This window comes from Streptomyces sp. CB03234, assembly GCF_001905885.1.
In the GTDB taxonomy this organism is placed as follows: Bacteria; Actinomycetota; Actinomycetes; order Streptomycetales; family Streptomycetaceae; genus Streptomyces.
This window is the reverse complement of the sequence record NZ_LIYH01000005.1, coordinates 536545-561714: the sequence shown is the minus strand read 5'-3', so window position 1 is coordinate 561714 and position 25170 is coordinate 536545. Positions and strand designations below refer to the sequence as shown.

Sequence of the window (25170 nt, the reverse complement as noted above, 5' to 3'; positions counted from 1 at the left end):
ACTGGCACGGCCAAGACTGTTCCGGCGGGCAGGGGCCTGCCCGCCGGACCGGGTGACTTTCATGCCGCGATTCGCTTGCAGGCTTCCGCCCAGGCTGCTCGGTCGCCGCTGATGTGCAGGGAGGTGTCGCCTTCCCACAGTTTCCTTCGATGCCGGTCTGTCGCGCCGGCCAGCAAGTTCCTGACCGTCTGCTCCCGCAGCTCCTCTGACAGTCCCGTGGGAACGCAGACCCACAGCTTGCCGCCGGGACTGCTGTCTCCCACCGCGTACCCCAAGGAGCGGGGGTCGAGCCGCGGGTCTTCGACCACGTTCGCCCCCATATGAGCTGTCACCGTTTCGAGCAGTGGCAGGGCGTCCGGGGTGGCGCACTCTTCCGCTACCGCGATGAGCTCACCGAGGTCGGCTCGGAGCTGCCTGGCCTCTGTCAGCGACAGGTACCCGAAACCGCCGCCGTGACCCTCGATGGCGAGAGCAAGGGCGGGAAGGCGCCCGTACGCCAACTGTTCCAGGTGCACTTCCACACGTTCAGGCAGGATCGCCCCGTCGCGGCCCTTCTCCGGATGTTGCAGGGTCAGCTCTACGGAGCGTTCCGCCCCGCAGTGGTAGCGGTCCTGCAGACAGTCCGCGCCGTGCCCTTCCGTTCGATACTTGCACCAGGCAGGGCAGGGGGCGGTGATCTCCACCGGATGGCTGGGTGCCGGGTCACCGATGGGGGTGCTCGTCAAGTCGGTGCCGGCGAGTACGGCCGCATAGCGGTGCCGCAGAGCATGCAGGGCGACGGTGTACTCCTCCAACTCTCGGATGACCGACCCCAGCTGTGCCAGATCGAGCTCGCACCAGCTTCCCGAAGTCCCGAACCAGATTTCCGGTTCATGCCCATCGGCCTCGTCGTCGCACAGAAGCGCGATGGACGCGGAGAGCGCCGCTGCACCGCTGGGACCACTGGGCCCAGTCCACTGCACCTCGGTGCTTTCATGGGCGCCGTGGTCGCTTCCCTTGGTGCTACCGGCGCACCAAGGCGGACAGATGAGGGGGACCGGTTCGGTAGCTTCATCCCTCGTGACCTGCATGGCAGTGTCTGTCATGACTCCTCCTGTCAGCGTTTGCCCTTTAATGCAGCATGGCTTGACAGAGGGGAAGAAACTCCAGAAAGATACTTTTTGGCACTATTAGCCGCTTCAGCCCACTAAACTTCGCATCGCCATCCCGGAGGCATGGTTTGTCCGCCGAGCCTGTGCGGAGTGGCGCCCGCACCATGGACCTCAACCGCGCCGGTCTCTACGGCACTCCGCCAGCCGACTGCTGTACGGGCACGGCGTCGTTTCCGAGCGACATGAAGTCTGCGGCCGCTCCTGCCTCAGGAGCGGCCGCAGACCGTAGGGGTCGCGGGCGCGCCGAACCCTTGAAGGACCTATGCGGCCTGCAAGCCCATCAACCGGGCAATCAGGTCGTCCAGGCTGATCAGGCCGGTGAGACGGCCCTTCCGGTCACGGACCAGGGCCAGTGAGGCACGGTTCCGGCGGAGTTGCTCGACCGCGTGGGAGACGCTGTCGTCTTCGTTCAGCTCCGGTACCGGGCGAGCCAGCTGGCGTGCGGTGACCTTGCGGCCGCGGGTGCGGGCGACAAGGGCGTCGCGGGCGTGGACCGATCCCAGGATGGTGTCGCCGTCGTGGACGAGGAGGCGGGAGCGGTCGGCCTCCGTGGCCTTGGCCAGGATCGCGTCCAGGTCGGCGTCGGCGGGGACGGTGATGATGTCGCCCGCCGGGGTCTGGAGGCCGGAGACCGGCGTCTGGGGTTCGGTAAGGGAGCGGGTGATCAGTTCGGAGTCGGTTCGGTTGATCAGGCCGAGGCGTTCGGACTCGGCGACCAGGTGGGTGAGCTGCTCGCGGTTGTGGACGGCCGTCAGCTCGTCGCGCGGGTGGACGCGGCACAGCCGTACCAGTGCGTTGCTGACCTTGTTGAGCAGCCAGATCAGCGGCCGGACCGTCTTCACCAGGGCGCGGAAGGGCGGTGTGAGGAGCATCGCGGATCGCTCGGGGTGGGCGATGGCCCACGACTTGGGTGCCATCTCGCCGAGCACCATGTGGAGGAAGACGACGACGATCATGGCGAAGGCGAAGGCGATGCCGTAACTGAGCCCGCTGGGCAGGCCGAGCTTCACCAGGAGCGGGTCGACCTGGTGGGAGATGGCGGGCTTGGAGATCGAGCCGAGGCCCAGGGTGCAGATGGTGATGCCGAGCTGGGCTCCGGCGAGCATCAGGGACAGCTCCCGCATGCCGGCGAGCGCGGCCTTGGCGCCGCGCTGCCCGTCGGCGGCCGCCTTCTCCATGCGGTGCCGCTTGGCGGCGACCAGCGCGAACTCGGCCGCGACGAAGAAGCCGCTGCCGATCAGAAGCAGCACGGTAACGAAGAGGGCCATCGGGAAACTCATGCCTGTGCCTCCTCGGCCGGCTGCTCCATGCGCTGCATACGTACGCGTTCGGGGACGTGCCGGTCCAGGCTCAGGACCTGGATCTCGACCCCGTCCACGGTCAGACGGTCCCCGATCGCCGGGAAGCGGCCGAGCCGGTCGATGATCAGGCCGGCCACGGTGTCGTAGTCCTCTTCCTCGGGCAGCGCGATGCCGGTCGTCTGCTCGACCTCGTCCAGGCGGCGCCCGGCGTCTACCAGCCAGCCGTCCCCGTCGGCGACGGCGAGCTCGACGACGGTGTCGGTCTCGTCCGCGATGTCGCCGACCAGCTCCTCGGCGATGTCCTCGTACGTGACGATCCCGGCGACGCCGCCGTGTTCGTCCAGGACGACCGCGAACTCGTCGTCCCGCTCACGCATCTGCGTCACCGCGTCAGGCAGCGGCAGCGTGTCGGGCAGGAGCAGCGGTCGGCGAGCCGCTTCCCCGGCGGTCGTGCGCTCGAAATCGGCGGCGGGCAGCCGCATCAGGTCCCGTACGCCGAGGACGCCGGCGACGTCGTCGGGGTGGTCGCCGAGGACCGGGTAGTTGGAGTGGCCGTGCTTGGCGATCAGCTCGACGGCCTCGGCGACGGTGGCGTCCTTGCGAACGAATAGGGCGTCCACGCGCGGCACCATCACCTCGTCCAGGGTGCGCTCGGAGAACTCCATCGCGTGGTCGAGGAGTTCGGCGGTGTCGGCGGGCAGGTGACCCTGCTCGTGGGACTCGCCGATCAGATGGCTCAGCTCTTCGAGGGTGGCGCCGTGGTGGAGCTCCTCGACCGGTTCGATGCCGACCTTGCGCAGCAGCCTGTTGGCGGCGCCGTCGAAGACGTGCACGACAGGTCCCACGATCTTCAGGTAGACGAGGGTCGAGCCGGCCAGGGACTTCGCCAGCCGCTCGGGAACGGCCAGCGCGAGGTTCTTCGGCGCCAGCTCACCCAGCACCATCTGCACGACCGTTGCCAGAACGAAGGCGAGTAGGACGGAGACCACCGAGACGGCACCGTCGGGCAAGCCAAGGCCACCCAGCACGGGCTTGAGCAGCGCGGAGACGGACGGCTCGGCGAGGAAGCCCACCACCAGGCCGGTGACGGTGATGCCCAGCTGAGCGCCCGACAGCATGAAGGAGAGCCGCTCCAGCACCTTCAGTGCGCGGGCGGCCCGCTTGTCACCCGCTTCCGCCTCGCGAGCGAGTGCGAGGCGGTCGGCGGCGACGTACGCGAACTCCTGGGCGACGAAGTAGCCGGTGCCGGCGGTCAGGACGAGGACGGCCAGCAGGCCGAGTACGGCGGCAGTCATCGCGGTGCCGCCGGGGGGTCCGTCGGTCTGGCGGACAAGTGGTGCTCCTTCTGGATGGCCTTCTGGATGGGTGGATCAAGGCAGCGCTGGTGTCGGCCGGTTACACGGGGGCTGCCGGGCCGACGAGCTCTTCGAGCACGTCCTCCATGGTCACGAAGCCGATGACCGCGCCCGCTTCACCGGTGACGGCGGCCAGGTGGCTGCCGGCGGCACGCAGCGCGGTGAGGGTGTCGTCCAGCGGCGTGTCGATGCGGACCCGGGTGACCGGGTGCAGCGCGGTGCGCGGGAAGGGCTTGTCCCGGTCGGCCACGCCCAGAGTGTCCTTGATGTGCAGGTAGCCCAGGACGGCCCCGGTGGGACCGGTGACCGGGAACCGGGAGAACTTGGCGGCCGCCGCAGTCCGCTCCAGGCCCGCCGGGGTGATCGTGTGGGGGACGGTGTGCATCTTCTGGGCGGGTACGACGATCTCGCCGACCGGCCGCGTACCCAGCTCCAGGGCGTCCCGCAGCCGCTCGCTGTCGGCGGGCGAGAGCAGCCCGGCCTCGCTGGAGTCCTCGACCATGCGGGCGAGCTCGTCATCGGTGAAGACCGACTCGACCTCGTCCTTCGGATCCACCTTCATCAGCCGCAGCAGGGCGTTGGCGAAGGCGTTGATGGAGAACACCAGCGGGCGCAGGGCGCGGGTGAGGGCGACCAGCGGCGGGCCGAGCAGCAGCGCCGTCTTGGCCGGAGCGGCCAGAGCGATGTTCTTGGGGACCATCTCGCCGATCAGCATGTGCGCGTACGTGGCGAGGGACAGCGCGATGACGAAGGCGACCGGGTGGACCAGGACGTGCGGCAGGTGGACGGCTTCGAAGCCCGGCTCCAGGAGGTGGGCGATGGCGGGCTCGGCGACCGCTCCGAGGACCAGCGAGGACGCGGTGATGCCGAGCTGGGCCGTGGCCATCATCTGGGAGAGGTGCTCCAGACCCCACAGGGTGATCCGGGCCCGCGTGTTGCCCTGCCTGGCGGCCGGTTCGACCTGGCTGCGGCGTACGGAGATCAGGGCGAATTCGGCCGCGACGAAGAACGCGTTGGTCAGCAGGGTGAGCGCCCCGATGAAGAGCTGCACAGTGGTCATCGGGCCTCCTCCAGCTGCCGCTCCCGGGCCGGCTGCTGCTGTGTCTCGCGGGCGGGCTCGGTGATGTGGACGCGGTCGGCGCGGTGGTGCTCGACGTCCAGGACGTCCAGTCGCCACCCGTCGACGTCCACCGTGTCTCCCTGGGCGGGGATGCGCGCGAGGCGGGTGGCGATCAGGCCGGCCACGGTCTCGTACGGCCCTTCGGGCGCGATGAGCCCTATGGCGGCGAGCTGGTCGATCCGTACGCTGCCGTCGGCTTCCCAGGTGGCGCGGCCGTCCTCGGTCGCGGGCGCGGGCAGCAGGTCGGGGATCTCCAGCGGGTCGTGCTCGTCGCGTACCTCTCCGACGACCTCCTCGACGATGTCCTCCACGGTCGCGACGCCCGCCGTGCCGCCGTACTCGTCGATGACGACGGCCATGGTGCGCTGGGCGCGCATCCGCTCAAGGAGCCGGTCGGCCGGGAGGGTGTCCGGCACGAGCAGCGGCGGGGTGGCGAGGGCGGTGACCGGGGTGGTCGCCCGCTCCTGCGGGGGCAGGGCGAGGACGTCACGGATGTGGATCGTGCCGATGACCTCGTCCAGGCTGTCGCGGTAGACCGGGAAGCGGGACAGGCCGGTGGCCAGGGAGAGGTTGGCGGCGTCGGCGACGGTGGCGTGCGCTTCGAGCGCGACGACGTCCACACGCGGGGTCATCACGTTCTCGGCGGTCAGCTCGCTCAGGTGCAGGGTGCGTACGAAAAGCTCGGCGGAGTCCTGCTCGATCACGCCGCGCCGTGCGGAGTGCTCGGCGAGTGCCACGAGCTCCTCCGGGGTACGGGCCGAGGCCAGCTCCTCGGCCGGCTCCAGGCCGAAGCGGCGTACGAACCGGTTGGCGGTGTGGTTCAGGTGCCGGATGAACGGTCCGAAGGCGGCCGTGAAGCCGCGCTGCGGCCCCGCCACCACCTTGGCGACCGCCAGCGGATGCGAGATCGCCCAGTTCTTCGGGACCAGCTCACCGATCACCATCAGCACGACCGTGGACACGGCGACGCCCAGCACGGTGGCGACGGACGAGGCAGCGCCGCTCAGGCCGATGGCCCTGAGCGGGCCACGCAGCAGGGCCGCGAGTGACGGCTCGGCGAGCATGCCGATCACCAGCGAGGTGACGGTGATGCCCAGCTGGGCGCCGGAGAGCTGGAAGGTGAGCTTCCGTACCGCCTTCAGTGCGCCTTCGGCGCCGCGCTCACCGGCATCGGCGGCGCGCTCAAGCTCGCCGCGCTCGACAGTGGTGAGGGAGAACTCGGCCGCGACGAACAGCGCACAGGCCAGCGTCAGAGCCAGAGCAAGGAGCAGCAACAGGACTTCGATCACCGTGCCACCCCCGATCGCTCGCTCCTGTGGTGCGGGCAGGCGGCGGCACGGCTGGTACTGGGAGGTTCACCCATCGCGGGTCCGTAGCTCCTTCTCATACGCGGAAGACAGTGAGTCAGAAGCGGCATGCTTCTACACCCACTGTAAAGGAAAGGCAAACGAAGACGGCAGGCGTGCCGTGGGGCGCTGCCGCGCCGGTGCAGGCCAGGCTGTCGGCGAAGCCGTCCGGGGCCATATCAAGACTCGCCATCCGAAGTCTCGGAGTTTCCTGCCACACGAGGACAGCCCGCCCCTATGCTTCTACATGCGTGTAGATGAAGCACGCGCTGTTCTCGAAGCAGCGAAGTAATCACCGGCCCGCCGCCCGGCCGGGGCGGCGGGCCATGACGAGAGAACCACACGCATCACAAAGGAGTGAACGCCACGATGGTGTTCAAACGGCTGCTCGGCTCGATCGGTGTCGGCGGTCCCGCCGTGGACACGGTCCTCACGCCAGGAGCGGTACTTCCCGGCGGAAGCCTCACCGGTGAGGTCCAGCTCAAGGGCGGCAACGCGGACTTCGACATCGAGCACATCAGCCTGGAGCTGGTCGCCCGCGCCGAGGCCGAGACGGACGACGGTGAGCACGAGGGCACCGTCGCCTTCGAGCGGTACACGGTGGCCGGCGGCTTCCGGCTGGCCGAGGGCGAGCAGCGCAGCATTCCGTTCTCGGTGACGCTGCCGTGGGAGACCCCGATCACCGAGCTGCACGGACAACCGCTGGGCGTCGTACTGGGCGTACGCACGGAGCTCGGCGTGGCCGGCGCCAAGGACAAGGGCGACCTGGACCCGCTGACGGTGGGCCCGCTGCCGGTCCAGGAAGCGATCCTGGAGGCGTTCGGGCAGCTCGGCTTCGGCTTCAAGTCGGCCGACCTGGAGTACGGCCACATCGGCGGTACCGGCCAGCATCTGCCGTTCTACCAGGAGATCGAGATCACCCCGTCGCCGCAGTACGCGCACGCGGTCAACGAGATCGAGGTGACCTTCCTCGCCGGCCCCGGCGGGATGGAGGTGATCCTGGAAGCCGACAAGCGCGGCGGCCTCTTCTCCGGCGGCCACGACGCGCTCACCCGCTTCACCGTCACCCACGACAGCGTCGCCCACACCGACTGGAACACCGAGGTCGACGGCTGGGTACGCCAGCTGATCGAGCACCGCTCCTCGCACGGCACCCACGCGTCGTACGGACACGGTGACCACCACCACGGCGACGGACATGGACACCGCTCCGGCCCCGGCATGGGGACCGTCGTCGCGGCCGGTGCGGCCGGACTCGCCGTCGGCGTGGTCGGCGGCATGGTCGCAGCCGAAGTCGTCGACGAGGTCGGGGACTTCTTCGAAGGCGAGGAGGACGAGGGCGAAGAAGGCTGAGGCACTCTTGCGCCCCTGATAGCTTCTACAGCAATGTAGAAGACGCGGTGGTCCGGGTCGGCTGGAGCCCCCGTCCGGTCCGGACCACCCCGACGATTACGGAGTTCTCATGGCCCTGTGGGACCGCCTCAAGGAGTCCGCATCGACGATGCAGACCCAGCTCATGACGAAGAAGAACGACCTCAAGAGCGGTGCCTTCCGTGACGCGTCCATGGCGATGTGCGCCTTGGTCGCCGCCGCCGACGGCACCATCGACCCCTCCGAGCGACGCCGCGTCGCCGAACTGATCGCCACCAACGAGGTGCTGCAGAACTTCCCCGCCGACGACCTCCAGCGCCGCTTCGACGACAACCTCAACAGGCTCACCGCCGACTTCGACTTCGGCAAGGTCAGCGTGCTCCAGGAGGTCGCCAAGGCAAAGAAGAAGCCCGCCGAAGCCCGCGCCGTCGTCCAGATCGGCATCATCATCGGCGGTGCCGACGGGGACTTCGACAAGACCGAGCAGGCCGTCGTACGCGAAGCCTGCTACGTGCTCGAACTTCCGCCGCACGAGTTCGACCTCTGATGCGGTAGCCGCTGCCCGCCGCCCCGATTCCCTATGGGGCGGCGCCAGTGAGGAGCACCTGCACAGCGGACAGCCTGGGAGGGGACTGCCATGGGGAATTCGTGCATCGTGGCCGCGATCCTGATCGCCGCCTTCTGGGCCTACTCGGCCGACTGGTCCCGTAGAGACACCGACGTGCCGGCGCCTTGTGGCCGGCCGTCACCAGAATGGGCGTCACCGCCGCCCGGGTGTCACGAAGCACGAGGGCATCGCATGGTCCGTTCGCAATCTCCCGTGCCCGGCAGGCGTGGCGTCACTCGGACGCGGCGAAGCCCCCTCCGACCGCCTTCCCGCCCTTCTGCCCGTTGAAGGGCGGGAAGGCCCGCAACGAAATCCCGGCCCCGCCGGCCAAGCGTCTAGAGCGGGGTCGCCGCCTTCAGGATGAAGAAGAGGGTGACGGCCGAGTTCGCCGACGACAGCGCCGACACCGTGGTACCGGCTGCCGCCCCCCAAGCTGCGAGCCCCACCGTCGTGGAGACGGGCGGCCAGACCCGTTCGGCAGGCGCGGGTTCCAGCAGGGCGGCCACCCGGCGCGGAACCGGGCCGGTGGTCGCGAACCCCGCGAGCGTCGCGATGGGTGCCCCGCGCGAGACCAGAGCCGCCTTGCCGATCGCCCGCGCCACCACACGCCGGCTGCCGACCGTCGCGGCCGCCTCCTCGTCCGCCCACCGCTCCGCGGTGTAGGTCACGGCGGTACGCAAGGGACGCAGGAACGGATTGGCGCGGGCCGCGAGCTGCACCACCAGCAGGAAGCGATGGTGCCGGCCCACCAAGTGCGCCCGTTCATGCGCGAACAGCGCCCGACGCTCGGGCGCGCTCAGCCCGTCCAGCATCCCGGTCGTGACCACGACCCGGCCGCGCCGCTTGCCGGGAAGGGCGTACGCGTACGGCGTCTCGTCGGGCAGCACGGCCACCGAGCGGGAAGGCACCGATGACAGAACATGCGCGGCGCTTCTGCGTACGCGCACGTGCCGCCACACCGTCCTCGCACAGGAAGCGATCACCACGATCAGGGCCGGGATGGACACCTTGCCCGCGATCTCGTCGTACGGCACCGCCTCCCGCACTTCGGGATCCGACCAGCCGTCGGGCAGCGGATTGCCGGGCAGTTGCGCGGTCCCCACCACCACGAGCAGCGCCAGGCACAGGGTGCTGCACACGGCCAGCACGCCGGCGACCCCGGACAGGAGCCAGGTGGCCGCGCGCGGATGCAGATGCTGCTCGGCGAGCCGGGCGATCGGCCATGCGCTTAAGGGCAGCACCAGCGGCAGGAAGACGAAGACCCCCATGACGGTCAGTCTTCCCCTTCGTCGGCCGCCTGGGCCAGCAGGTCGCGCAGCAGTTGCTCGTCCCCCGGCGACAGCGCGGTCACGAAGCTCGCCAGGACGGCCTCCCGGTCCGACTCCGCGTCCAGCACCTTGCGCATCCGCAGGGCGGCCAGCCCGGCCTCGTCGGCGGTCGGCGTCCACTCGAAGGAGCGGCCGGCCCGCTCCCGCGTGACCGCGCCCTTCGCATGCAGGCGGGTCAGGATGGTCACCACGGTGGTGTACGCGAGTCCGCCCCCGAGCCGCTCCTGCACCCACCCCGCGTTCACGGGACCGGGTGCTTCGCGCAGCGCGGCCAGCACCTGCGCCTCGAGCTCACCCTGGCCGCGCCGACGGGGTTGGTGAGGGGCACCGCCCTGGTTCTGGTCCGTCATGCCGTCTCCCTCCCGTCCCCTCCGGCCCGCATCCGTTCGCTGGAGCGGTTCATCGTACTGAGTCGTGGCGCGGTCGTCGGCCGTTGTTCGGCTGGTGTTGGCGAGGCTGCGGCACGGCACGCGAGCCATGACGCGCCACAGGCGCCGAGCATCCAGATGTGCTACCCCTCACCACTCATCTTCTACGTCGTTGTAGATTCGTGCATCCGTCGACACGGATCGGGGACCGGACGGACACGTAACAGACAGCAGGGCCTGTGGGGCCGGGGTGCGGGAGGGCAGCAACATGAGCGGGCAGCGGGGCCGCCGCAGGCGAGCGGAGCGCGCGACGAAACTTCGGTTGACCCGGCGCGGCCGGTACATGGCCTGGACGGGCGGCGTCCTGGTCGCGCTGCTTCTCGGTGCGGGCGGGGCGGGAGCGTGGCTCTACCAGCAGCTGGACGGCAACATCCGCGCCGGTGACATCGACAACAGGATCGGGCAGGACCGCCCGGTCAATCTCAGCCCGGGCGCGAAGAACATCCTCGTCGTCGGGTCCGACAGCCGGGCCGGCGCGAACGCCAAGTACGGCAAAGACCTGGACACCATGCAGTCGGACACGCTGATGGTCCTCCACATAGCCGCCAACCGGGAATGGGCCGCGGTCGTCTCCCTGCCCCGGGACTCCTGGGTCGAGATACCCGCCTGCGACCGCGGCGACGGGACCACGTCCGCCCCGCACCGCTCCAAGATCAATGAGGCGTTCGCCATCGGCGGCACCAAGGGTGACGTCGGTGGAGCCGCCGCCTGCACCATCAAGACGATCGAGCAGAACACCGGGCTGCGCATCGACAACTTCCTGTCCGTCGACTTCCAGGGCTTCAAGGGCATGGTCAACGCCCTGGACGGCATCGAGGTCTGCCCCGAGCAAGCCATACGCGACAAAAAGGCGCACCTCGACCTTGAAGCCGGCTGCCAGACCATCAAGGACGAGCAGGCCCTCGGCTACGTCCGCACCCGCTACAGCGTCGGAGACGGCTCCGACATCGGACGCATCGGACGCCAGCAGGAGTTCATGGAGGCTCTCGCCGCAAAGTCGCGGGAGAAGCTGACCAGCCCAGGCGACCTGTACGACGTACTGGACTCGGCGACCAAGTCCGTGACCACCGATCCGTCCCTCGCCGGGATAAAGCCCCTGACCGACCTCGCCACCACCCTCCAGGGCATACCGAAGGACCGCCTCACCTTCCTGACCGTCCCCAACTACCCGCGAGAGCTGGACGTCCCGACCGACAAGGCCAACATCTCCTGGCAATATCCGCACGCCCAGGAACTGTTCACCGCCCTGGCGAAGGACCAGGAGGTCGACAAGTCCCGGATGACCACCCCCGCCCCGGCACCGGCCCGCAGCGTCAGGGTCCAAACACTCAACGGAACGGGGACCACGGGCGCGGCGGCCGCAGCCGCGGAGCATCTGCGTACGGCCGGCTACACCGTCACCGCGACCGGCAACGCCCCCGAACCCACCGCGACCACGACCGTGACGTATCCCCCCGGTCTCGAACAGCAGGCGCTCGCCGTGGCGGCGCGGTTGAGGACCACGGTCGTACCGCGGGACGACGCGAACGCCGCAGCCGACGTCGTCACCCTGACCATCGGCCGGGACTACTCCGGCCTACGAGGCTGAAATACGGGCATGCCGACCAAGCGAGCCCCCGTCACCTTCTACAGTGCTGTAGATTTTTGACGGACTTCAGCCGGACCGACGGCCCGGCACCGCGTACGACGGGAAGGGATGCGACATGGGTGTGAGCCTGGCCAAGGGCGGCAACGTCTCACTGAGCAAGGAGGCCCCCGGGCTGACCGCCGTACTGGTCGGCCTGGGCTGGGACGTCCGTACGACCACCGGCACCGACTACGACCTCGACGCGAGCGCGCTGCTGCTCAACGAGACCGGGAAGGTCGCCTCCGACCGGCACTTCGTCTTCTACAACAACCTCACCAGCCCCGACGGCTCGGTCGAGCACACCGGCGACAACCTCACCGGTGAGGGCGAGGGCGACGACGAGGTCATCAAGGTCGACCTCGCCGCCGTCCCCGCCGACGTCACGAAGATCGTCTTTCCGGTCTCCATCCACGACGCCGAAGCCCGCGGGCACAGCTTCGGCCAGGTACGCAACGCCTTCATCCGCGTGGTCAACCAGGCCGGCGGCACGGAGCTCGCCCGCTACGACCTGTCCGAGGACGCCGCGACCGAGACCGCCATGGTCTTCGGCGAGCTGTACCGGCACGGCGCGGAGTGGAAGTTCCGGGCGGTCGGCCAGGGTTACGCCAGCGGGCTCTCCGGCATCGCCGCCGACTTCGGCGTCAACGTCTGACCCGTCGCCTCCATCCCACGGCCACTTCGAGAAAGCGGGAACCGATGTTCGGACTCAGCGAGCTCGCGATACTCCTGATCATCATCCTCATCGTGTTCGGCGCGAAGAAGCTCCCGGAACTGGCCCGCAACGCGGGAAAGGCGGGACGCATCCTGAAGAGCGAAGCCAAGGCGATGAAGGAGCAGGACTCCTCCCCCGAACAGCAGTCGGCTCCCCGCGTGATCCAGGTCCAGCCCACCAACGGCCCCGCCTCCCAACCGGGCGGCGAAGGGCCGGGCAACGGCCCCGTACGCACCTGACCCGTGCAGCCGGCTCCAGTCCACACACCCGTACGAACGAAGAGGCACACCGCATGTCCGTGAACCTGACCAAGGGCCAGCAGATCAGCCTGAGCAAGTCCGACGGCGGCGCACTGAGCGTCGTACGCATGGGCCTGGGCTGGAAGTCCGCACCCCGTAAGGGCTTCCTGGCCCGGATGACCGCACGGGAGATCGACCTGGACGCCTCGGCGGTGCTCTTCGCCGACAAGCAGCCGGTGGACGTCGTCTTCTTCCAGCACCTCGTCAGCGACGACGGCTCCGTACGCCACACCGGCGACAACCGCGTCGGCGGCGCGGGCCAGGGCGGCGACGACGAGTCGATCCTCGTGGACCTCCAGCGCGTCCCCGTACACATCGACCAGATCGTCTTCACGGTGAACTCCTTCACCGGGCAGACCTTCGAGGAGGTCGACAACGCCTTCTGCCGCCTCCTGGACGAGACCACCGGCCAGGAACTGGCCCGCTACACCCTCACCGGCGGCGGCCGCCACACCGCCCAGATCATGGCCAAGGTCCAGCGGGGCGGCACCGGCTGGCAGATGGCCGCCATCGGCAGCCCTGCCGACGGACGCACCTTCCAGGACCTCATGCCGGCCATCGCCGCGCACCTGTGACCACCACCTGATCCAGTGATCACCAGCGCACCGGGCGCGCCACGGCTGCCGGTGTGCTGTTCGAACGGGCCGGCTCATCACCGCGGCGCCCATCGGGGTGGGCGTCCGTGATGGGCCGGCCTTCGCACAGGCCAAGACCAGTCGGCCCGATGCATGATGCAGCGGCTCGATGGCGCGGACTGAGCCGACGGGCTTGATCCCCCGAGATGAGGGCCGGAGAGGCTTGTGTCGCCTCCGCCCTCCGAACTCGCGTCGAGGGTGCGGCATGCCCTGAGCCAGGCGGGTTTCCACCTGGCCGGCGATACGGACGACGGCAGGCCGGGGCTTCGGGTGACAGCACGAAGGCCATCGTGCAGGCGGCGGTCACGGGCTTGCTGGTGCAGATCGGACACAGGTCGCAGACCCGGGCCCTTCTTGTTGTCCGGATCCCGGAGGGGCGCCGCGCCTGTCATCGACCCAAGGCTTCGTCGTTGCCCAGGAAGCGAGATTCATTCCGCGACCGGCCGTCGCCCGCATCACCCGCGAAGACGACCCCGGCGGCCATGCCGGCGCGCGTCACCGGCTCCTTGGACATGGCCTGGGGCAGCGGAGGTCGCACATGTCGATCACCGGTCGCCGCCGCGGCGCTTCCCTCAAGGCGCACGCCGAACGGTTACCTCGGCACCTTCGGTCCCGTCATGATCATGACGGAGTTCGCGCGAGGAAGGTAACGACATGACCGGTTCCGGTCCGCACGAAGCATTGGCGGGAGCCTTCGAACAGCAGCGTGAGCGTCTGGTGGCGGTCGCCCACCGGATGCTCGGGTCGCGGGTGGACGCCGAGGACGCGGTGCAGGAGGCGTGGATCCGGCTGGCGCGACAGGACGCGGCCGCGATCGACAACCTGGCCGGCTGGTTGACCACCGTGGTCGGCCGGGTCTGCATCGACGTGCTGCGCTCGCGCAAGACCCGGCCCGAGTTGTCGTACGACAACCAACTGCCCGAGCTGGTGGTGACCGTGGACGGCGGGGCGGCACCCGAGGACGACGCGATGCTCGCCGAATCGGTCGGGCTGGCACTGCTGGTGGTGCTCGAAACCCTCACGCCGACCGAACGGTTGGCGTTCGTACTGCACGACATGTTCGCGGTGCCGTTCGCCGAGATCGGCGAGATCACCGGGCGGTCCACCGACGCGACCAAGATGCTCGCCAGCCGGGCCCGCCGGAAGGTGCAGAGCACATCGGTGCCGGACGAGGAGCCGCGGCGGCAGCGCGCAGTGGTCGACGCGTTTCTTGCCGCGGCGCGGAACGGGGACTTCGAAGGGCTCGTACGGCTGCTCGATCCGAAGGTGACCTGGCGCACGTACCACCCGCAGGGCGTGATGACCAGGGCAGGGGCGGCCGAGGTCGCCGAACCGGTCCTGCGCGGCGCCCGGTCGATGACCTCGGTGCTCCCGGTCCTGGTCAACGGCGTGCCGGGGTTCGTGGCCTGGGGTGCGAGGGGCAAGGTGCTCGGCGTGGTGGCGTGCACCGTGGTCGACGGCCGGATCGTCGAGCTCCTGACCGTCAGCGACCGCAAGCGCCTCGACGCCATGGGTCTGCCCGCGCGACCCGAGTAGCGCACGTCGAGACGTCGAGCGCATGGGGTTGTTACCTCTTGGATGAGTCCTTCGTCGTAGTGGTGCAGGCATCCGAAGGCGAAGGAGACCGAGATGGAATGCCGGATCAGGCGGAGCGGGCGGCACGGGAACTCACCGAGCAGGGCACGCGCCTCGCCGACTCCAGCGGCGTCACCGATGAGGCGTGGGCGAAGGCGGCGAAGCACTACGACGAGGACCAGCTCATGGCCCTGGTGGCCCTGATCTGCGTGATCAACGCCTTCAACCGGCTGAACGTGATCACCCGGACGCCCGGCGGTGAGTACCAGCCCGGTCAGTTCGGCTGACGCGGACCTTTCCCCTCAGGCTCCCAGGCGGACCCGGGACGACCCCGGGCGTCCCCTCGCCCCCCCCGACATCGTGCCAAGGGCAGGACTCATGAACATCGCACTGTGGATCATCACCGGCCTGCTGACCGCCGTCTTCCTGTTCTCCGGCTTCGGGAAGCTGTTCGTCCCGCGAGAGAAGATGGCTGGGATGGCCGAGGCCGCGCGCTGGGTCCTCGACTTCAAGCCCGGCACCCTCAAGGCCATCGGAGCACTCGAGATCCTCGGTGCCGTGGGCCTGGTCCTGCCGGCCTTGCTCGGGATCGCGCCGATACTGGTACCGCTGGCGGCCGGCGGCCTGGCGCTGATCATGACCGGCGCCATGATCCTGCGGATCCGCCGTGGTGAGCCCAAAGCCGCGCTGGGAGACGGGGGCTACCTTGCCCTGACCGCCTTCGTGGCGATCGGCCGCTTCGCTCTGGAACCCTTCACCGGCTGACCGGCCCGTCACGCGCGCGCGGGAACGCCGTTGGTCGATTCGAGTCCCGCTCCCCGGCTGATCCCCTGGACCACGGCAGGGGACATGATCGACTGGAACCGCGCCGGAACCGCAGCCTCCGCCATCCCGGCAACGAGCGCGGGCCCATCTTGCCGGTCGATGGCATGGTGTTCCTTCGGGTGGTCAGGGAGCATGGGGAGCCTTGCAGGGGACACCGGTGCGGAGGCGAGACGCCGATGGGTCATGGAAAGCAGGACAACCCTCTGACCCGTCCCAGGCCCTACATCGCGCCATACCGACCGCGGGAGGGATCGTGCCGTACAGCAGGAAGCGGAGGGCGGAGCCGGATCCGGACCTCGCGGCCGAGGTGACGGCCTTCGGTGAACTGCTGACCGCGCATTCCTTCCAGCCGGGAACTCCCGGAACTCCGCCGGAAGCGGTGGAAGACTGGGCGCGCGCCCTCGACGCGTACGAGGCGGCCGGTCGGGCCCTGCGCCGCGACGGCCGCGAGGACGTCCTTCGGCACCTGGACGACGGCCGGAACGCCATGGCCTGTCTGGAGTCACGCCTGACGGGTGGGCCGTTGCCCGCACGGCTCCCGCTCTGCTTCTTCGACCCTCGGCACGGACCATCGACTGCTGAAGTGCCGTGGACGCCCCCGAGTGGCACGCGGCGCCCGGTCCCGGTGTGCGCGGCGGACGAGGTACGCCTGCGCGAGGGCTCGTTCCCGATCGCCAGCGGCCACCCCGCACGGCGCCCGCCGGCCCCGTTGCCGTCGCTGCGCGACCGTATCGACTGGGGCGATCTGGTGGTGCCGGGAGTGGCGACCGCGCTCATCGGCTACGCGGCACTCCTGTATGCCGCCGGCGACGTGGTGGGAGCCGTCCTCTATCTTGCCGGAGGCTTTGTCCCGGCGGCCTTCGCCTTCATATCGGGCTTCTATCTCTTCTCATCGGTATCCGGCCTGTGGGCGCTGATCCGCCGGGGCCACCGGACCCGCGCGGACTTCGACCGCTCGGAAGTGACCTCGTCGGGCCACCAGGACGTCCACGCCGTCACCGACGTCGCCGGTCGGCGGTACGAGCACGTACGGAAGGTGAGCCGTCCCGCCGTGAGACCCCTGCCGTATCAGCGCGTCTGGTACGTGCGCGGACGTGCGAGTGCGGGCGAGAACGAGGGCGGGGGCGAAGTCCTCGGTTTGTGGGCCGTCCTGCGACTGCCTCTCGTCGTCCTGGTCTCGCTGCCGGTCTTCGCCGCGAGCGCGGCCGCCACCCTCTACCTGATCCCGGGGCGGTTGTTCCTCGCCCTCCTCTCGTGACAGCCACAACCGCACAGGCCGACACCGGCCTCGGCGCTTTCGCAGCGGGGCCGCTGCTCCGGTCACCGGCTGACGTTGCGCGAGGGGCGTGCCACAACGTGCCAGTAGAGGCGGTCAACAGCGGTCGCCACGGCTCCGCCCGAAGCTGCCAGGAGGAGCCATAGCTGCGTGTTTACGCTGGTCAGACGATATGCACCCACTCAACTCTTCAGGGCCCCGCGTCCTCCGCGTGCCCCAAGCCGACGGAAACGCCTTGCCGGAGGGCCATCGGCGCACGGCGGGCGATCACGCACGGGTTGCGACGAACGACCTGCATCGTCGCGCCTATCGCCGGGTTGATGACGGGGTAATCACCGCGTATTTCACCGAGCCCCAGACCAACCACGCTGTTCCGCACTGACGCCCCCTTGGTCGAAGCCGGATCCGTGCGCCTGACATGCGCGGCAGGGCATGACATACCCGCGCCGCCAGTGCCCCGAACGGGGTCACCGCGGCGAGTTCCAGCGCCCGTGGCCCCAAGCGGTTGCTGAGCGACTCCAGGAACTGGAAGGCCCACAGGACAACTGATCGCCTCCGTCATTGCTCCACAGTTCCTCGGCAGGCTCAGCGCACCGAACGTCACGCCCTCCACGTAGCCCGAGAGGTCTGGATGCAAGCCCTCCTGGGGGCACGGAAGCACATCGGCACAGTCGCCGGCAGCCGACTTGCTCACGCCCGGAGAATTCATTGAACGGATGTCCGAACGCCGCCCTCGCGCGGTCGGTTCGATGCAGGACCAGTTCGTGGGTCGTCGATGTCGACTGTGATCTCGAACCCCGAGGTCGAGCTGAAGGCAGCGACGTTCTGCGACAGTTGAAGCCGATCAAATGGGTTGGATTCCGCTGCGAAGGACACGTGGGAGCGGTCAAGGTTCTTGCCTGCCGGGTCCCACGCCCGCCGGTAGTTCCCCGCGTCGACCGGCCGGGGTCAGGCCGTGGCCAGCGACATCTCGGTCGACTTGATCAGGGCGACGACGGAGGAGCCGGCCGCGAGTTCCAGGTCGTCGGCTGCTTCCTTCGTGATGGCGGCTGTCAGCTCGGCGCCCTGGACATCGATCTTGACGCCCGCCATGGCACCGCCGGTGGCGATGTCCGTAACGGTCCCGGGGAGCTGGTTGCGGATGCTCAGGCCCCGCACCGGGCCGGTGGCGAGCGACACCTCGGTGGACTTGACGAGTACGCGCACCGCCGAACCCTCGCCGATGCCCAGGTCCTCGACCGCGTCGACCGTGATGGCGGCGGTGACCTGCTGCCCGCCGTCGAGCCGCACCTTCACGGTGGCCATGACCTCGCCCCGCGTCACGGATACGACGGTGCCTGGGATCTGGTTCCGAATGCTCAAGGTCATGATGAATGCTCCACAGGGGGCGAATTGCCAGGGTTTGCCTGTCGGGTCGTGATCACTGTAGCCACGCTCGCGGCAGCCCGCCGGGCCCGCCTCTCAGGGGCCGGTCCACGCGCCTTGGCGCTTTCTCCATTCGTATCGCATCTGCCATGGAGAAAGGCTCAAAGGGTTGGATATAAGAGCCGCACCCTCCTATCGTGTCGCATATGCAGTCCTACACAATTGGTCAGGCCGCGCGGCTCCTGGGCGTCAGCCCCGACACCGCGCGCCGCTGGGCGGACGCCGGCCGGGTCGCGACCCACCGTGACGAAGCAGGCCGCCGCCTCATCGACGGCCGGGACCTGGCCGCGTTCTCGATCGAGGTCGCCCAGGGCGGCCAAGGAGAGGACGACAGCTCGTACACCACGGCCCGCAACGCCTTCCCCGGCATCGTCACCGCCGTCAAGCTCGGCGATGTCGCGGCCCAGGTCGATATCCAGGCCGGGCCGCACCGCCTCGTCTCCCTGCTCACCCGCGAGGCCGTCGAGGAACTGGGGCTGGAAGTCGGCATGCAGGCCACCGCCCGCGTGAAGTCCACCAGCGTGCACATCGACCGGACCTGATCAGCGGCGTCGCCGTCCCGGCGCGGCTTGCCCACCCCGTCCAGCGCCCCGGGCGGTGCCCGCCCGTACGCACGTCACACCAGGAGTCGACCCTCATGTCCCAGCGCCCCACCCGTCACCGCGCGGCGGCGGCCGTGATGACCGCCGCCCTGCTCGTGCCGCTCGCGGCCTGCGGCAACGACGACGACGGCAAGGAGGACCCCGCGGCGTCGCCCAAGGGGAGCGCCGGCTCCGTGCCGAAGGCGAACCTGACCGTGCTGGCCGCCGCGTCGCTGACGAACGTGTTCAAGACGGCGGGGGCCGCGTACGAGAAGGCCCACCCCGGCACGAAGATCACCTTCTCCTTCGCGGGCTCCCAGGAACTCGTGGCCCAGGTGAAGCAGGGCGCCCCCGCCGACGCGCTGATCACCGCCGACGCCAAGAGCATGCACGGCGTGGAGGGCGAGACCGGCACACCGGCCGTCATCGCGAAGAACCGGCTGGTCATCGCCACCGTCGAGGGCAACCCCAAGAAGGTCGACGGGCTGAAGGACCTGGGCGACCCACGGCTGAAGGTCGTCCTCGCGGCGCCCGAGGTGCCGGCCGGCAAGTACAGCCAGAAGATCCTGGACGCGCAGAAGATCACCGTGAAGCCGGTGTCCCAGGAGCCGAACGTCCGCGCCGTCCTCAGCAAGGTCGAGCTCGGCGAGGCCGACGCGGGCCTCGTCTACAAGACCGACGCCGACAGCGCGCCGGGCAAGGTCGACGCCGTCGCCATCCCCGACGCCCAGAACGCCATCGCCGAATACCCCGCCGCCGCCCTGAAGGGCTCCAAGAACGCCGAGGCCGCGGCCGCCTTCGTGGCGTGGCTGTCCTCCCCCGAGGGCCAGAAGATCCTCCAGGACGCCGGCTTCCAGAAGCCGTAGTCCCCGATGCCGTACGAGGGTTGCCCGCTCGGGGGACCGGGCAGCCCTCGTGCCCGTACCAGCAGGAACCGCCGATGAAACGCTTCATCCCGCGCACGCCCGTCGCCCTGGTGCTGCCCGCGCTGCTGGCGGTGGCGCTCCTGCTGCTGCCCCTGGTCGGCATCCTGGCCCGTACGTCCTGGGGCGAGCTGGGCACGCACCTGAGCAGTGAGCAGTCCGTGGAGGCCCTGCGGCTGTCGCTCGTCGTGTCGTTCTGGGCGCTCGCCCTGTCCCTGCTGCTCGGCGTGCCGCTGGCCTGGCTGCTCGCCCGGGTGTCCTTCCCCGGCAAGGCGCTGGTCCGCTCGCTGGTGCTGCTGCCGATGGTGCTGCCGCCGACCGTGGGCGGGGTGGCCCTGCTGCTCGCGTTCGGGCGGCGCGGGGTGCTCGGGCCGTGGCTGGAGGACTGGTTCGGCATCACCCTGCCGTTCCACACCTCCGGCGCGGTCGTCGCCGCGACGTTCGTCGCCATGCCGTTCCTCGTCATCAGCCTGGAAGGCGCGCTCGCCGGGCTGAACAAGCGGTACGAGGAGACGGCGGCCTCCCTCGGCGCGTCGCCGTTCCGGGTCTTCCGCACCGTGACCCTGCCGATGGTGGCCCCCGGGCTCGTCGCAGGCGCCGCGCTGACATGGGCGCGGGCGCTCGGCGAGTTCGGGGCCACGATCACCTTCGCGGGCAACCTGCCCGGCAGCACCCAGACCCTTCCCCTCCAGGTCTACCTCCTCCTCCAGGACGAGCCCGAGGCGGCAACGTCCGTGTCCCTGCTGCTGCTCGTCATCGCCATGGCCGTCCTCGTCGCCCTGCGCGGCCGCTGGACCAGCACGGCCGGCGGCACCGCGCGAACAGTGCGGAGCCAGGCCCCCGATCAGGCTCCGGATCCCGCCCCGGATCAGGCCGCGGATCACGCCCCGGACGAGGACGACGCCGCCCCACCGCTCACCAGTCCCTCACCCACCGACTCACCGGCATCTCGAGGATGGGCCCTGCACGCCGAGGTCACCGGCTTCAACGACCTCGTCCTCGACGCCGCGCCGGGCACCACGATCGCCGTCGTCGGACCCAACGGCGCCGGCAAGACCACCCTCCTGCGCGCCCTGCTCGCCCTCACCGACCGCGCCCACGCCCGCCTCCGGCTCGGCGACACCGACGTCACCGGCCTCCCGCCCCACCGGCGCGGTGTCGCCTGGGTCCCGCAGGACGGCGCCCTGTTCCCGCACCTGACCGCCCTCGCCAACACCGCGTACGGGCTGCGCACCCGAGGCGTACCGCGCGGCGAGGCCCGCCGCACCGCCCAGCAGTGGCTCGACCGCCTCGGCGTCGGCCACCTCGCCCACCGCCGCCCCGGCCAGCTCTCGGGCGGCCAGGCCCAGCGGGTCGCTCTCGCCCGCGCACTCGCCGCCCGCCCCCGGCTGCTGCTCCTCGACGAACCGCTCGCCGCGCTCGACCAGACCACCCGCGCCCACGTCCGCCACACCCTGCGCCGCCACCTCGACGGCTTCGGCGGCGTCTGCCTCATCGTCACCCACGACCCGGTCGAAGCCGTCTCCCTCGCCGACCGCGTCCTCGTCCTGGAGGACGGCCGGGCGCTCCAGGACACCTCGCCGGCCGAGGTCACCCGCCACCCCCGGTCCCCCTGGGTCGCCCGCATGCTCGGCCGCAACGCCTGGCCGGGCACCGCGACCGCCGACGGTCTCGCCCTCCCCGGCGGCACCGCCGTCATCGCCGCCGACCCCGTCCCGCCCGGCACCGAGGCACTCGCGGTCATCGCCCCCGAGGCCGTCTCCCTGCACCGCGACAAACCCACCGGCAGCCCCCGCAACACCTGGCCCGGCACCGTACGCGAACTCACCGCCGTCGGCAGCCGACTGCGTGTCCTCGTCACCTCCGACCACGCCCCCGACCTCGTCGCCGAGATCACCCCGGCCGCCGCGGCGGACCTGGGCCTGACCGACGGCACAGCGGTGTTCGCCAGCGTCAAGGCCACCGAAGTCACGCTGGTGGCCCGGTAGGGCCGTGGATCCCGGCAGGGCAGTGGACCCGGGTAGAGCCGTGGAGCCCGGGTAGTGCCGTGGAGCCCGGCAGGGCCGTGGATTGCGCACCATCGCCACGGGCCCCCGCTCCACGACAAGCGAGGCCCTGGTCACAGGGACCAGGGCCTCGCTTGTCGTCGTTGTCCGACGTCCTAGAAGAGCCGGAGCTTCGACTGCCAGCCCGTGCCGATCTTTACGGTGGAGCCGAAGGAGCCCTTGCCGTTGCCGTTGTTGCGGAGCAGGTCGCCGGCGGTGTTGCGGGTGATCAGGTCCGGGCGGCCGTCGCCGGTCACGTCGCCCGCGCCGACGAAGGCGTTGCGTCCGGTGGCCCAGTTGGTGCCGAAGACCAGGGCCCGCGGCTTGAGGGTGCCGGTGGCGGTGGAGTCGTAGCGCCACAGGCTGTTGGCGCCGTCGACGGCGAGGAGGTCGCCGAGGCCGTCGCCGTTGAGGTCGCCGGCGCCGAAGATCGCCCGGTAGCCCTTCCAGCCGGTGCCGATGCGGCCCCGGGGCTTCAGGCCGCCCGCGCCGTTGTCCGCGTACAGGTAGACGTCACCGGTCGTGGCCTGGCGGGCCACCAGGTCCGGGCGGCCGTCGCCGGTCAGGTCGCCCGGCGAGGTGAGCACGTTGAACTGGCCCCACACCGTGCCGAGGGAGGTGTACGGGTGCTTCGGGTTCAGGTAGCCGTGGCAGGAGCCGTGGTAGCGGCGCAGCTCGTTGCCGAGGCGGACGAGGACGTCGCTGCAGCGGTTGCCGTCCATGTCGCCCATCGGCACCACGAGGGCGTTGGTCGGCCAGCCGGTCACCGACGTCGTACGGGAGTAGCCGCCCGTTCCGTTGGCGGCGTGGACGGCTATGTCGCCGCCGGAGCCGAGCGACAGCAGGTCGGGCCGGCCGTCGACGGTCAGCGAGGTTTCCGGCGTCGTTCCGGTCGAGCTGTGGTCACGCCAGACCGCGGCGCCGGTGTCGAGCATCAGCGGCCCGGACGTGGACAGGGCTGGGCCCTGGCCGTTGGCGGGCTGGGCGGTCAGCTCCCAGGTGTAGGCGCCGTTCGGCGCGTACCCGTCGGCGGTCCTGCCGTCCCAGGTGAGCTTGACGAGGCCGTTGTGGTCGGTGCCGGTGACGGTGTGGAACACCCGGCCGGTGGCGGTGTGCCGGAACTGGAGCCGCCAGCTGCTCGTCGGCCGCGACAGCTGCAGGCGGAGCCGGAGCTCGTAGCGGTACGGGTCGAACAGGTACGTGTCCACCAGGGCCAGCGGGTCGGTGGGGACACCGCTGGGCGCGAGGTGGATCTTCCCGTCCGCCGCCACGTAGGCGACGGGTCCGCCGAACCGGTCGACCGTCCAGGTCACCCCGCGCTGCGGGGCCGTCGTGGCGGGCAGGTCGCCGACGGTCTGCGTGGTGTCGGCGACGCCGTCACGGAACTCCGTCAGCAGCAGCTTCCCGGCCGCCTTGTCGTGCCGTACGAGATAGCCGTCGCCGATCAGGGCCTCACCGGACGGGACGGGGATGCTCTTCCTGGCCGTACGGTCGTACACGCCGGCCGGGCCGGAGGCGCCGCAGGACCAGTAGAGCCAGCGGCCTACGGCCTGGAGTTCGGTGGCGCGGCAGGGTGCGCCGGTGGAGAAGGTGGAGTGGGCGCCCGTGACGAGGTTGTCGACCTTCAGCTGCCCTGCCGTCGTGGTCTGGCTCCAGACAAGCCGACCCCACACGGTCGTGGCGGTGATGGCCTGGGTGCGCAGGGTGTTGCGGCCGTACACGGTCGGGCTCAGGTCTCCGATGTACTGCTTGCCCGTGTCGGTGCCGTTGACGACCGCGTAGCGGCCGGTGATCTCGACGAGACGGGCCTTGGTCGCCGGGGCCTGGTAGCCCGCCGTGAACTCCCCGGGTTCGAGGAAGGCGTTCACGCCCCAGGAGGTCCCGTCCGCCGCCTCTGCGGTGAGGACCGCTCGGCCCTCGCCGGTGGCGTGGGGGCCCTCGACGCCCGTACGGAAGCTGTCCGAGCGGAACACGTTACGGCCCGGGACGAGCCGCGCCCCGTCGGTGGTGACGGACCGGGTGTAGTAGGTCGGGTAGTTCCGGTCCGCCGATGTCTCCTTGGTGGCGAGGAGCCCGTTGGCCATCGACAGCCGGGAGATGCTGGACGGCATCGGCGGGACGTCGGCGAGGGCGCCGACCGTGGGGGCGCCGCCGTTCTCCCCGGCGGTCACCCGGTGCACCGCCCAGTGCGACGAGTCGGTACCGCCCACCGCAAGCAGGCCGCCGCCCGGTACCTGTCGCAGTGCGGGCACGGCGTGCTCCAGCAGCGGCACGGCCTGTCCGCCGTCGAGCGGCAGGGCCGTCAGGGACCCTCCTCGGTAGCCGTCGTCGGTCCTCACACGTCCTGCCACCACGACCCAGTCGCCGAGCATGCCGAGGGACAGGTCGTCGGTGCTCGGCGCGGGCAACGTGACCGGTGCCGACAGGGGCGCCGAGCGCGGTACGACCTTGATGGTCGCGCTGAGGTCGTCCCTCCAGGCCAGCCGGTCGTGGCCCAGGGAGACGACGTGGCCGTGCGTGTACGAGGTCACCTTCGGACCCGTCGTCAGGCGGCCGGTGCCGACATCCAGCAGGCCGAGCCGGTCACTGCCGGCGGAGTCCTTGACGTTCAGCACCACGGTACGGGCGTCCGAGGCGTACCTGTGCGCGGACAGGACGATGCCCGCGTCCGCCTCCACCTGCCGCGTGACGGTGCCGCCGTCGTCACCCAGCCGGTGCAGGTACAGGTCGGTCGCGGACGACGTACGAGTGAGGACCGTGTCACCGTAGGTGCCGAGGTAGGTGTGGTCCGCCGGCAGGGTGAGCGTGCGGGACGTGCCGTCGGCCAGGTTGCGGAGCTCGACGGACGAGCCGTTGCCGATGCCGATGACGTCGGAGCCGGAGCTCCCGCCGATGTACGTGTCCAGACCGGGGACGGGGGTGCTGCGCCCGTCGGCCAAGCTGGTCCACAGGTAGCCGCTGGTGCCCTCCTGGGAGCGCAGGACCCCGTGAGGACCGACGGAGTAGAGCCCGGTGCTGCGCGGCGTGTAGCGGTCGTTGTCGATGACGGTGTGCGCCGGCAGCGGTGCCGGCTCGGCGGCCACGGCAGCGCCGCCGAGCGGCGCGACCGTACCGATGACGAGGCCTGCGACCAGGGTGGCGCGGACGATGGCATGACGTGACAAGAGATCCCCTCCCCTGAACCGCCTGAGTGTGGGGAGGTGTTGGCGTACGCCGCCGTCCACCCCTCGCATGGCCCCC

21 protein-coding genes and 1 pseudogene are annotated in these 25170 nt (G+C 70.3%); 13 read left to right on the top strand and 9 right to left on the bottom strand.

Annotated features, from left to right (window positions below; genetic code table 11):
- Positions 1 to 59 precede the first annotated feature (59 nt).
- The 5 genes from AMK26_RS23930 to AMK26_RS23910 form a co-directional block, all read right to left on the bottom strand.
- Positions 60 to 1085, bottom strand: coding sequence for a DUF6907 domain-containing protein (locus tag AMK26_RS23930; RefSeq protein WP_073756766.1), 1026 nt, complete (start codon positions 1083 to 1085; stop codon positions 60 to 62).
- A gap of 326 nt (positions 1086 to 1411) precedes the next feature.
- The gene (locus AMK26_RS23925; protein WP_073756765.1) at positions 1412 to 2431 is read right to left on the bottom strand and encodes a hemolysin family protein; all 1020 of its coding nucleotides are present in this window, start codon (positions 2429 to 2431) and stop codon (positions 1412 to 1414) included.
- Positions 2428 to 3747, bottom strand: coding sequence for a hemolysin family protein (locus AMK26_RS23920; protein ID WP_073756764.1), 1320 nt, complete (start codon positions 3745 to 3747; stop codon positions 2428 to 2430). Before AMK26_RS23920 ends, AMK26_RS23925 begins: the two co-directional genes overlap by 4 nt.
- A 100-nt stretch (positions 3748 to 3847) precedes the next feature.
- Positions 3848 to 4867 carry a hemolysin family protein gene (locus AMK26_RS23915; protein WP_073756763.1) on the bottom strand — a complete coding sequence of 340 codons (1020 nt, stop codon included), beginning with the start codon at positions 4865 to 4867 and terminating at the stop codon, positions 3848 to 3850.
- The gene (locus AMK26_RS23910; RefSeq protein WP_073756762.1) at positions 4864 to 6216 is read right to left on the bottom strand and encodes a hemolysin family protein; all 1353 of its coding nucleotides are present in this window, start codon (positions 6214 to 6216) and stop codon (positions 4864 to 4866) included. The genes AMK26_RS23915 and AMK26_RS23910 overlap by 4 nt, the downstream gene beginning before the upstream one ends.
- A gap of 426 nt (positions 6217 to 6642) precedes the next feature.
- Here AMK26_RS23910 and AMK26_RS23905 point away from each other — a divergent pair, with 426 nt between their 5' ends.
- A complete protein-coding gene (locus tag AMK26_RS23905; protein WP_073756761.1) occupies positions 6643 to 7626 on the top strand; it encodes a sporulation protein in 984 nt (327 codons plus the stop codon).
- A 109-nt stretch (positions 7627 to 7735) separates the two neighbouring features.
- Positions 7736 to 8191: a tellurite resistance TerB family protein gene (locus AMK26_RS23900; protein ID WP_073756760.1), complete on the top strand. Its 456-nt coding sequence runs from the start codon at positions 7736 to 7738 to the stop codon at positions 8189 to 8191.
- 395 nt (positions 8192 to 8586) lie between these two features.
- Here the strand turns inward: AMK26_RS23900 and AMK26_RS23895 are convergent, their stop codons facing one another.
- Together AMK26_RS23895 and AMK26_RS23890 are read right to left on the bottom strand one after the other, a co-directional pair.
- Positions 8587 to 9519: a M56 family metallopeptidase gene (locus tag AMK26_RS23895; protein WP_073756759.1), complete on the bottom strand. Its 933-nt coding sequence runs from the start codon at positions 9517 to 9519 to the stop codon at positions 8587 to 8589.
- Between the two features lie 5 nt (positions 9520 to 9524).
- The gene (locus AMK26_RS23890; RefSeq protein WP_073756758.1) at positions 9525 to 9929 is read right to left on the bottom strand and encodes a BlaI/MecI/CopY family transcriptional regulator; all 405 of its coding nucleotides are present in this window, start codon (positions 9927 to 9929) and stop codon (positions 9525 to 9527) included.
- Positions 9930 to 10215: 286 nt separating this feature from the next.
- Here AMK26_RS23890 and AMK26_RS23885 point away from each other — a divergent pair, with 286 nt between their 5' ends.
- The 8 genes and pseudogenes from AMK26_RS23885 to AMK26_RS23845 all read left to right on the top strand — a co-directional run bounded on the left by AMK26_RS23885 (position 10216) and on the right by AMK26_RS23845 (position 16938).
- Positions 10216 to 11595, top strand: a complete 1380-nt coding sequence (locus AMK26_RS23885) for an LCP family protein (RefSeq protein WP_107421045.1) — start codon at positions 10216 to 10218, stop codon at positions 11593 to 11595.
- A gap of 115 nt (positions 11596 to 11710) precedes the next feature.
- Positions 11711 to 12286, top strand: a complete 576-nt coding sequence (locus AMK26_RS23880; RefSeq protein WP_073756757.1) for a TerD family protein — start codon at positions 11711 to 11713, stop codon at positions 12284 to 12286.
- 44 nt (positions 12287 to 12330) lie between these two features.
- Complete coding sequence (gene tatA, locus AMK26_RS23875) at positions 12331 to 12585, top strand: twin-arginine translocase TatA/TatE family subunit (protein WP_073756756.1); 255 nt, start codon at positions 12331 to 12333, stop codon at positions 12583 to 12585.
- Positions 12586 to 12638: 53 nt separating this feature from the next.
- A complete protein-coding gene (locus AMK26_RS23870; protein WP_073756755.1) occupies positions 12639 to 13220 on the top strand; it encodes a TerD family protein in 582 nt (193 codons plus the stop codon).
- Between the two features lie 714 nt (positions 13221 to 13934).
- A complete protein-coding gene (locus tag AMK26_RS23865) occupies positions 13935 to 14816 on the top strand; it encodes a sigma-70 family RNA polymerase sigma factor (RefSeq protein WP_073756754.1) in 882 nt (293 codons plus the stop codon).
- Positions 14817 to 14923: 107 nt separating this feature from the next.
- Positions 14924 to 15142 (top strand): annotated as a pseudogene (locus tag AMK26_RS23860) (carboxymuconolactone decarboxylase family protein); the annotation flags it as partial.
- 91 nt (positions 15143 to 15233) lie between these two features.
- Entirely contained in the window at positions 15234 to 15620 is a 387-nt protein-coding gene (locus AMK26_RS23855) for a DoxX family protein (RefSeq protein ID WP_073756753.1), read from the top strand.
- 313 nt (positions 15621 to 15933) lie between these two features.
- Entirely contained in the window at positions 15934 to 16938 is a 1005-nt protein-coding gene (locus AMK26_RS23845; RefSeq protein ID WP_073756751.1) for a hypothetical protein, read from the top strand.
- Positions 16939 to 17904: 966 nt separating this feature from the next.
- Here the strand turns inward: AMK26_RS23845 and AMK26_RS23840 are convergent.
- Positions 17905 to 18324 (bottom strand): TOBE domain-containing protein, encoded by a 420-nt coding sequence (locus AMK26_RS23840; RefSeq protein ID WP_073756750.1) that lies wholly within the window; start codon positions 18322 to 18324, stop codon positions 17905 to 17907.
- 203 nt (positions 18325 to 18527) lie between these two features.
- On the opposite strand from AMK26_RS23840, the gene AMK26_RS23835 reads away from it, so the two are divergent.
- The 3 genes from AMK26_RS23835 to AMK26_RS23825 all read left to right on the top strand — a co-directional run bounded on the left by AMK26_RS23835 (position 18528) and on the right by AMK26_RS23825 (position 21873).
- Positions 18528 to 18923 (top strand): TOBE domain-containing protein, encoded by a 396-nt coding sequence (locus AMK26_RS23835; protein ID WP_073756749.1) that lies wholly within the window; start codon positions 18528 to 18530, stop codon positions 18921 to 18923.
- A gap of 95 nt (positions 18924 to 19018) precedes the next feature.
- Positions 19019 to 19828 carry a molybdate ABC transporter substrate-binding protein gene (gene modA / locus AMK26_RS23830; RefSeq protein WP_073756748.1) on the top strand — a complete coding sequence of 270 codons (810 nt, stop codon included), beginning with the start codon at positions 19019 to 19021 and terminating at the stop codon, positions 19826 to 19828.
- A gap of 74 nt (positions 19829 to 19902) precedes the next feature.
- Entirely contained in the window at positions 19903 to 21873 is a 1971-nt protein-coding gene (locus AMK26_RS23825; RefSeq protein WP_073756747.1) for an ABC transporter permease, read from the top strand.
- A gap of 173 nt (positions 21874 to 22046) precedes the next feature.
- On the opposite strand, the gene AMK26_RS23820 is transcribed toward AMK26_RS23825, so the two are convergent.
- Positions 22047 to 25094, bottom strand: a complete 3048-nt coding sequence (locus AMK26_RS23820; protein WP_073756746.1) for an FG-GAP repeat domain-containing protein — start codon at positions 25092 to 25094, stop codon at positions 22047 to 22049.
- Between the last annotated feature and the right edge of the window lie 76 nt (positions 25095 to 25170).

Excerpts from the sequence above, each read along its gene's own strand:
- AMK26_RS23840 (WP_073756750.1), bottom strand. The coding sequence starts at position 18,324 with ATGACCTTGAGCATTCGGAACCAGATCCCAGGCACCGTCGTATCCGTG.
- AMK26_RS23865 (WP_073756754.1), top strand. The coding sequence starts at position 13,935 with ATGACCGGTTCCGGTCCGCACGAAGCATTGGCGGGAGCCTTCGAACAG.
- AMK26_RS23835 (WP_073756749.1), top strand. The coding sequence starts at position 18,528 with ATGCAGTCCTACACAATTGGTCAGGCCGCGCGGCTCCTGGGCGTCAGC.
- AMK26_RS23825 (WP_073756747.1), top strand. The coding sequence starts at position 19,903 with ATGAAACGCTTCATCCCGCGCACGCCCGTCGCCCTGGTGCTGCCCGCG.
- AMK26_RS23920 (WP_073756764.1), bottom strand. The coding sequence starts at position 3,747 with ATGACTGCCGCCGTACTCGGCCTGCTGGCCGTCCTCGTCCTGACCGCC.
- AMK26_RS23925 (WP_073756765.1), bottom strand. The coding sequence starts at position 2,431 with ATGAGTTTCCCGATGGCCCTCTTCGTTACCGTGCTGCTTCTGATCGGC.
- AMK26_RS23855 (WP_073756753.1), top strand. The coding sequence starts at position 15,234 with ATGAACATCGCACTGTGGATCATCACCGGCCTGCTGACCGCCGTCTTC.
- AMK26_RS23885 (WP_107421045.1), top strand. The coding sequence starts at position 10,216 with ATGAGCGGGCAGCGGGGCCGCCGCAGGCGAGCGGAGCGCGCGACGAAA.
- tatA (WP_073756756.1), top strand. The coding sequence starts at position 12,331 with ATGTTCGGACTCAGCGAGCTCGCGATACTCCTGATCATCATCCTCATC.
- AMK26_RS23870 (WP_073756755.1), top strand. The coding sequence starts at position 12,639 with ATGTCCGTGAACCTGACCAAGGGCCAGCAGATCAGCCTGAGCAAGTCC.
- AMK26_RS23880 (WP_073756757.1), top strand. The coding sequence starts at position 11,711 with ATGGGTGTGAGCCTGGCCAAGGGCGGCAACGTCTCACTGAGCAAGGAG.
- AMK26_RS23915 (WP_073756763.1), bottom strand. The coding sequence starts at position 4,867 with ATGACCACTGTGCAGCTCTTCATCGGGGCGCTCACCCTGCTGACCAAC.
- AMK26_RS23905 (WP_073756761.1), top strand. The coding sequence starts at position 6,643 with ATGGTGTTCAAACGGCTGCTCGGCTCGATCGGTGTCGGCGGTCCCGCC.
- AMK26_RS23900 (WP_073756760.1), top strand. The coding sequence starts at position 7,736 with ATGGCCCTGTGGGACCGCCTCAAGGAGTCCGCATCGACGATGCAGACC.
- AMK26_RS23895 (WP_073756759.1), bottom strand. The coding sequence starts at position 9,519 with ATGGGGGTCTTCGTCTTCCTGCCGCTGGTGCTGCCCTTAAGCGCATGG.
- AMK26_RS23930 (WP_073756766.1), bottom strand. The coding sequence starts at position 1,085 with ATGACAGACACTGCCATGCAGGTCACGAGGGATGAAGCTACCGAACCG.
- AMK26_RS23890 (WP_073756758.1), bottom strand. The coding sequence starts at position 9,929 with ATGACGGACCAGAACCAGGGCGGTGCCCCTCACCAACCCCGTCGGCGC.
- modA (WP_073756748.1), top strand. The coding sequence starts at position 19,019 with ATGTCCCAGCGCCCCACCCGTCACCGCGCGGCGGCGGCCGTGATGACC.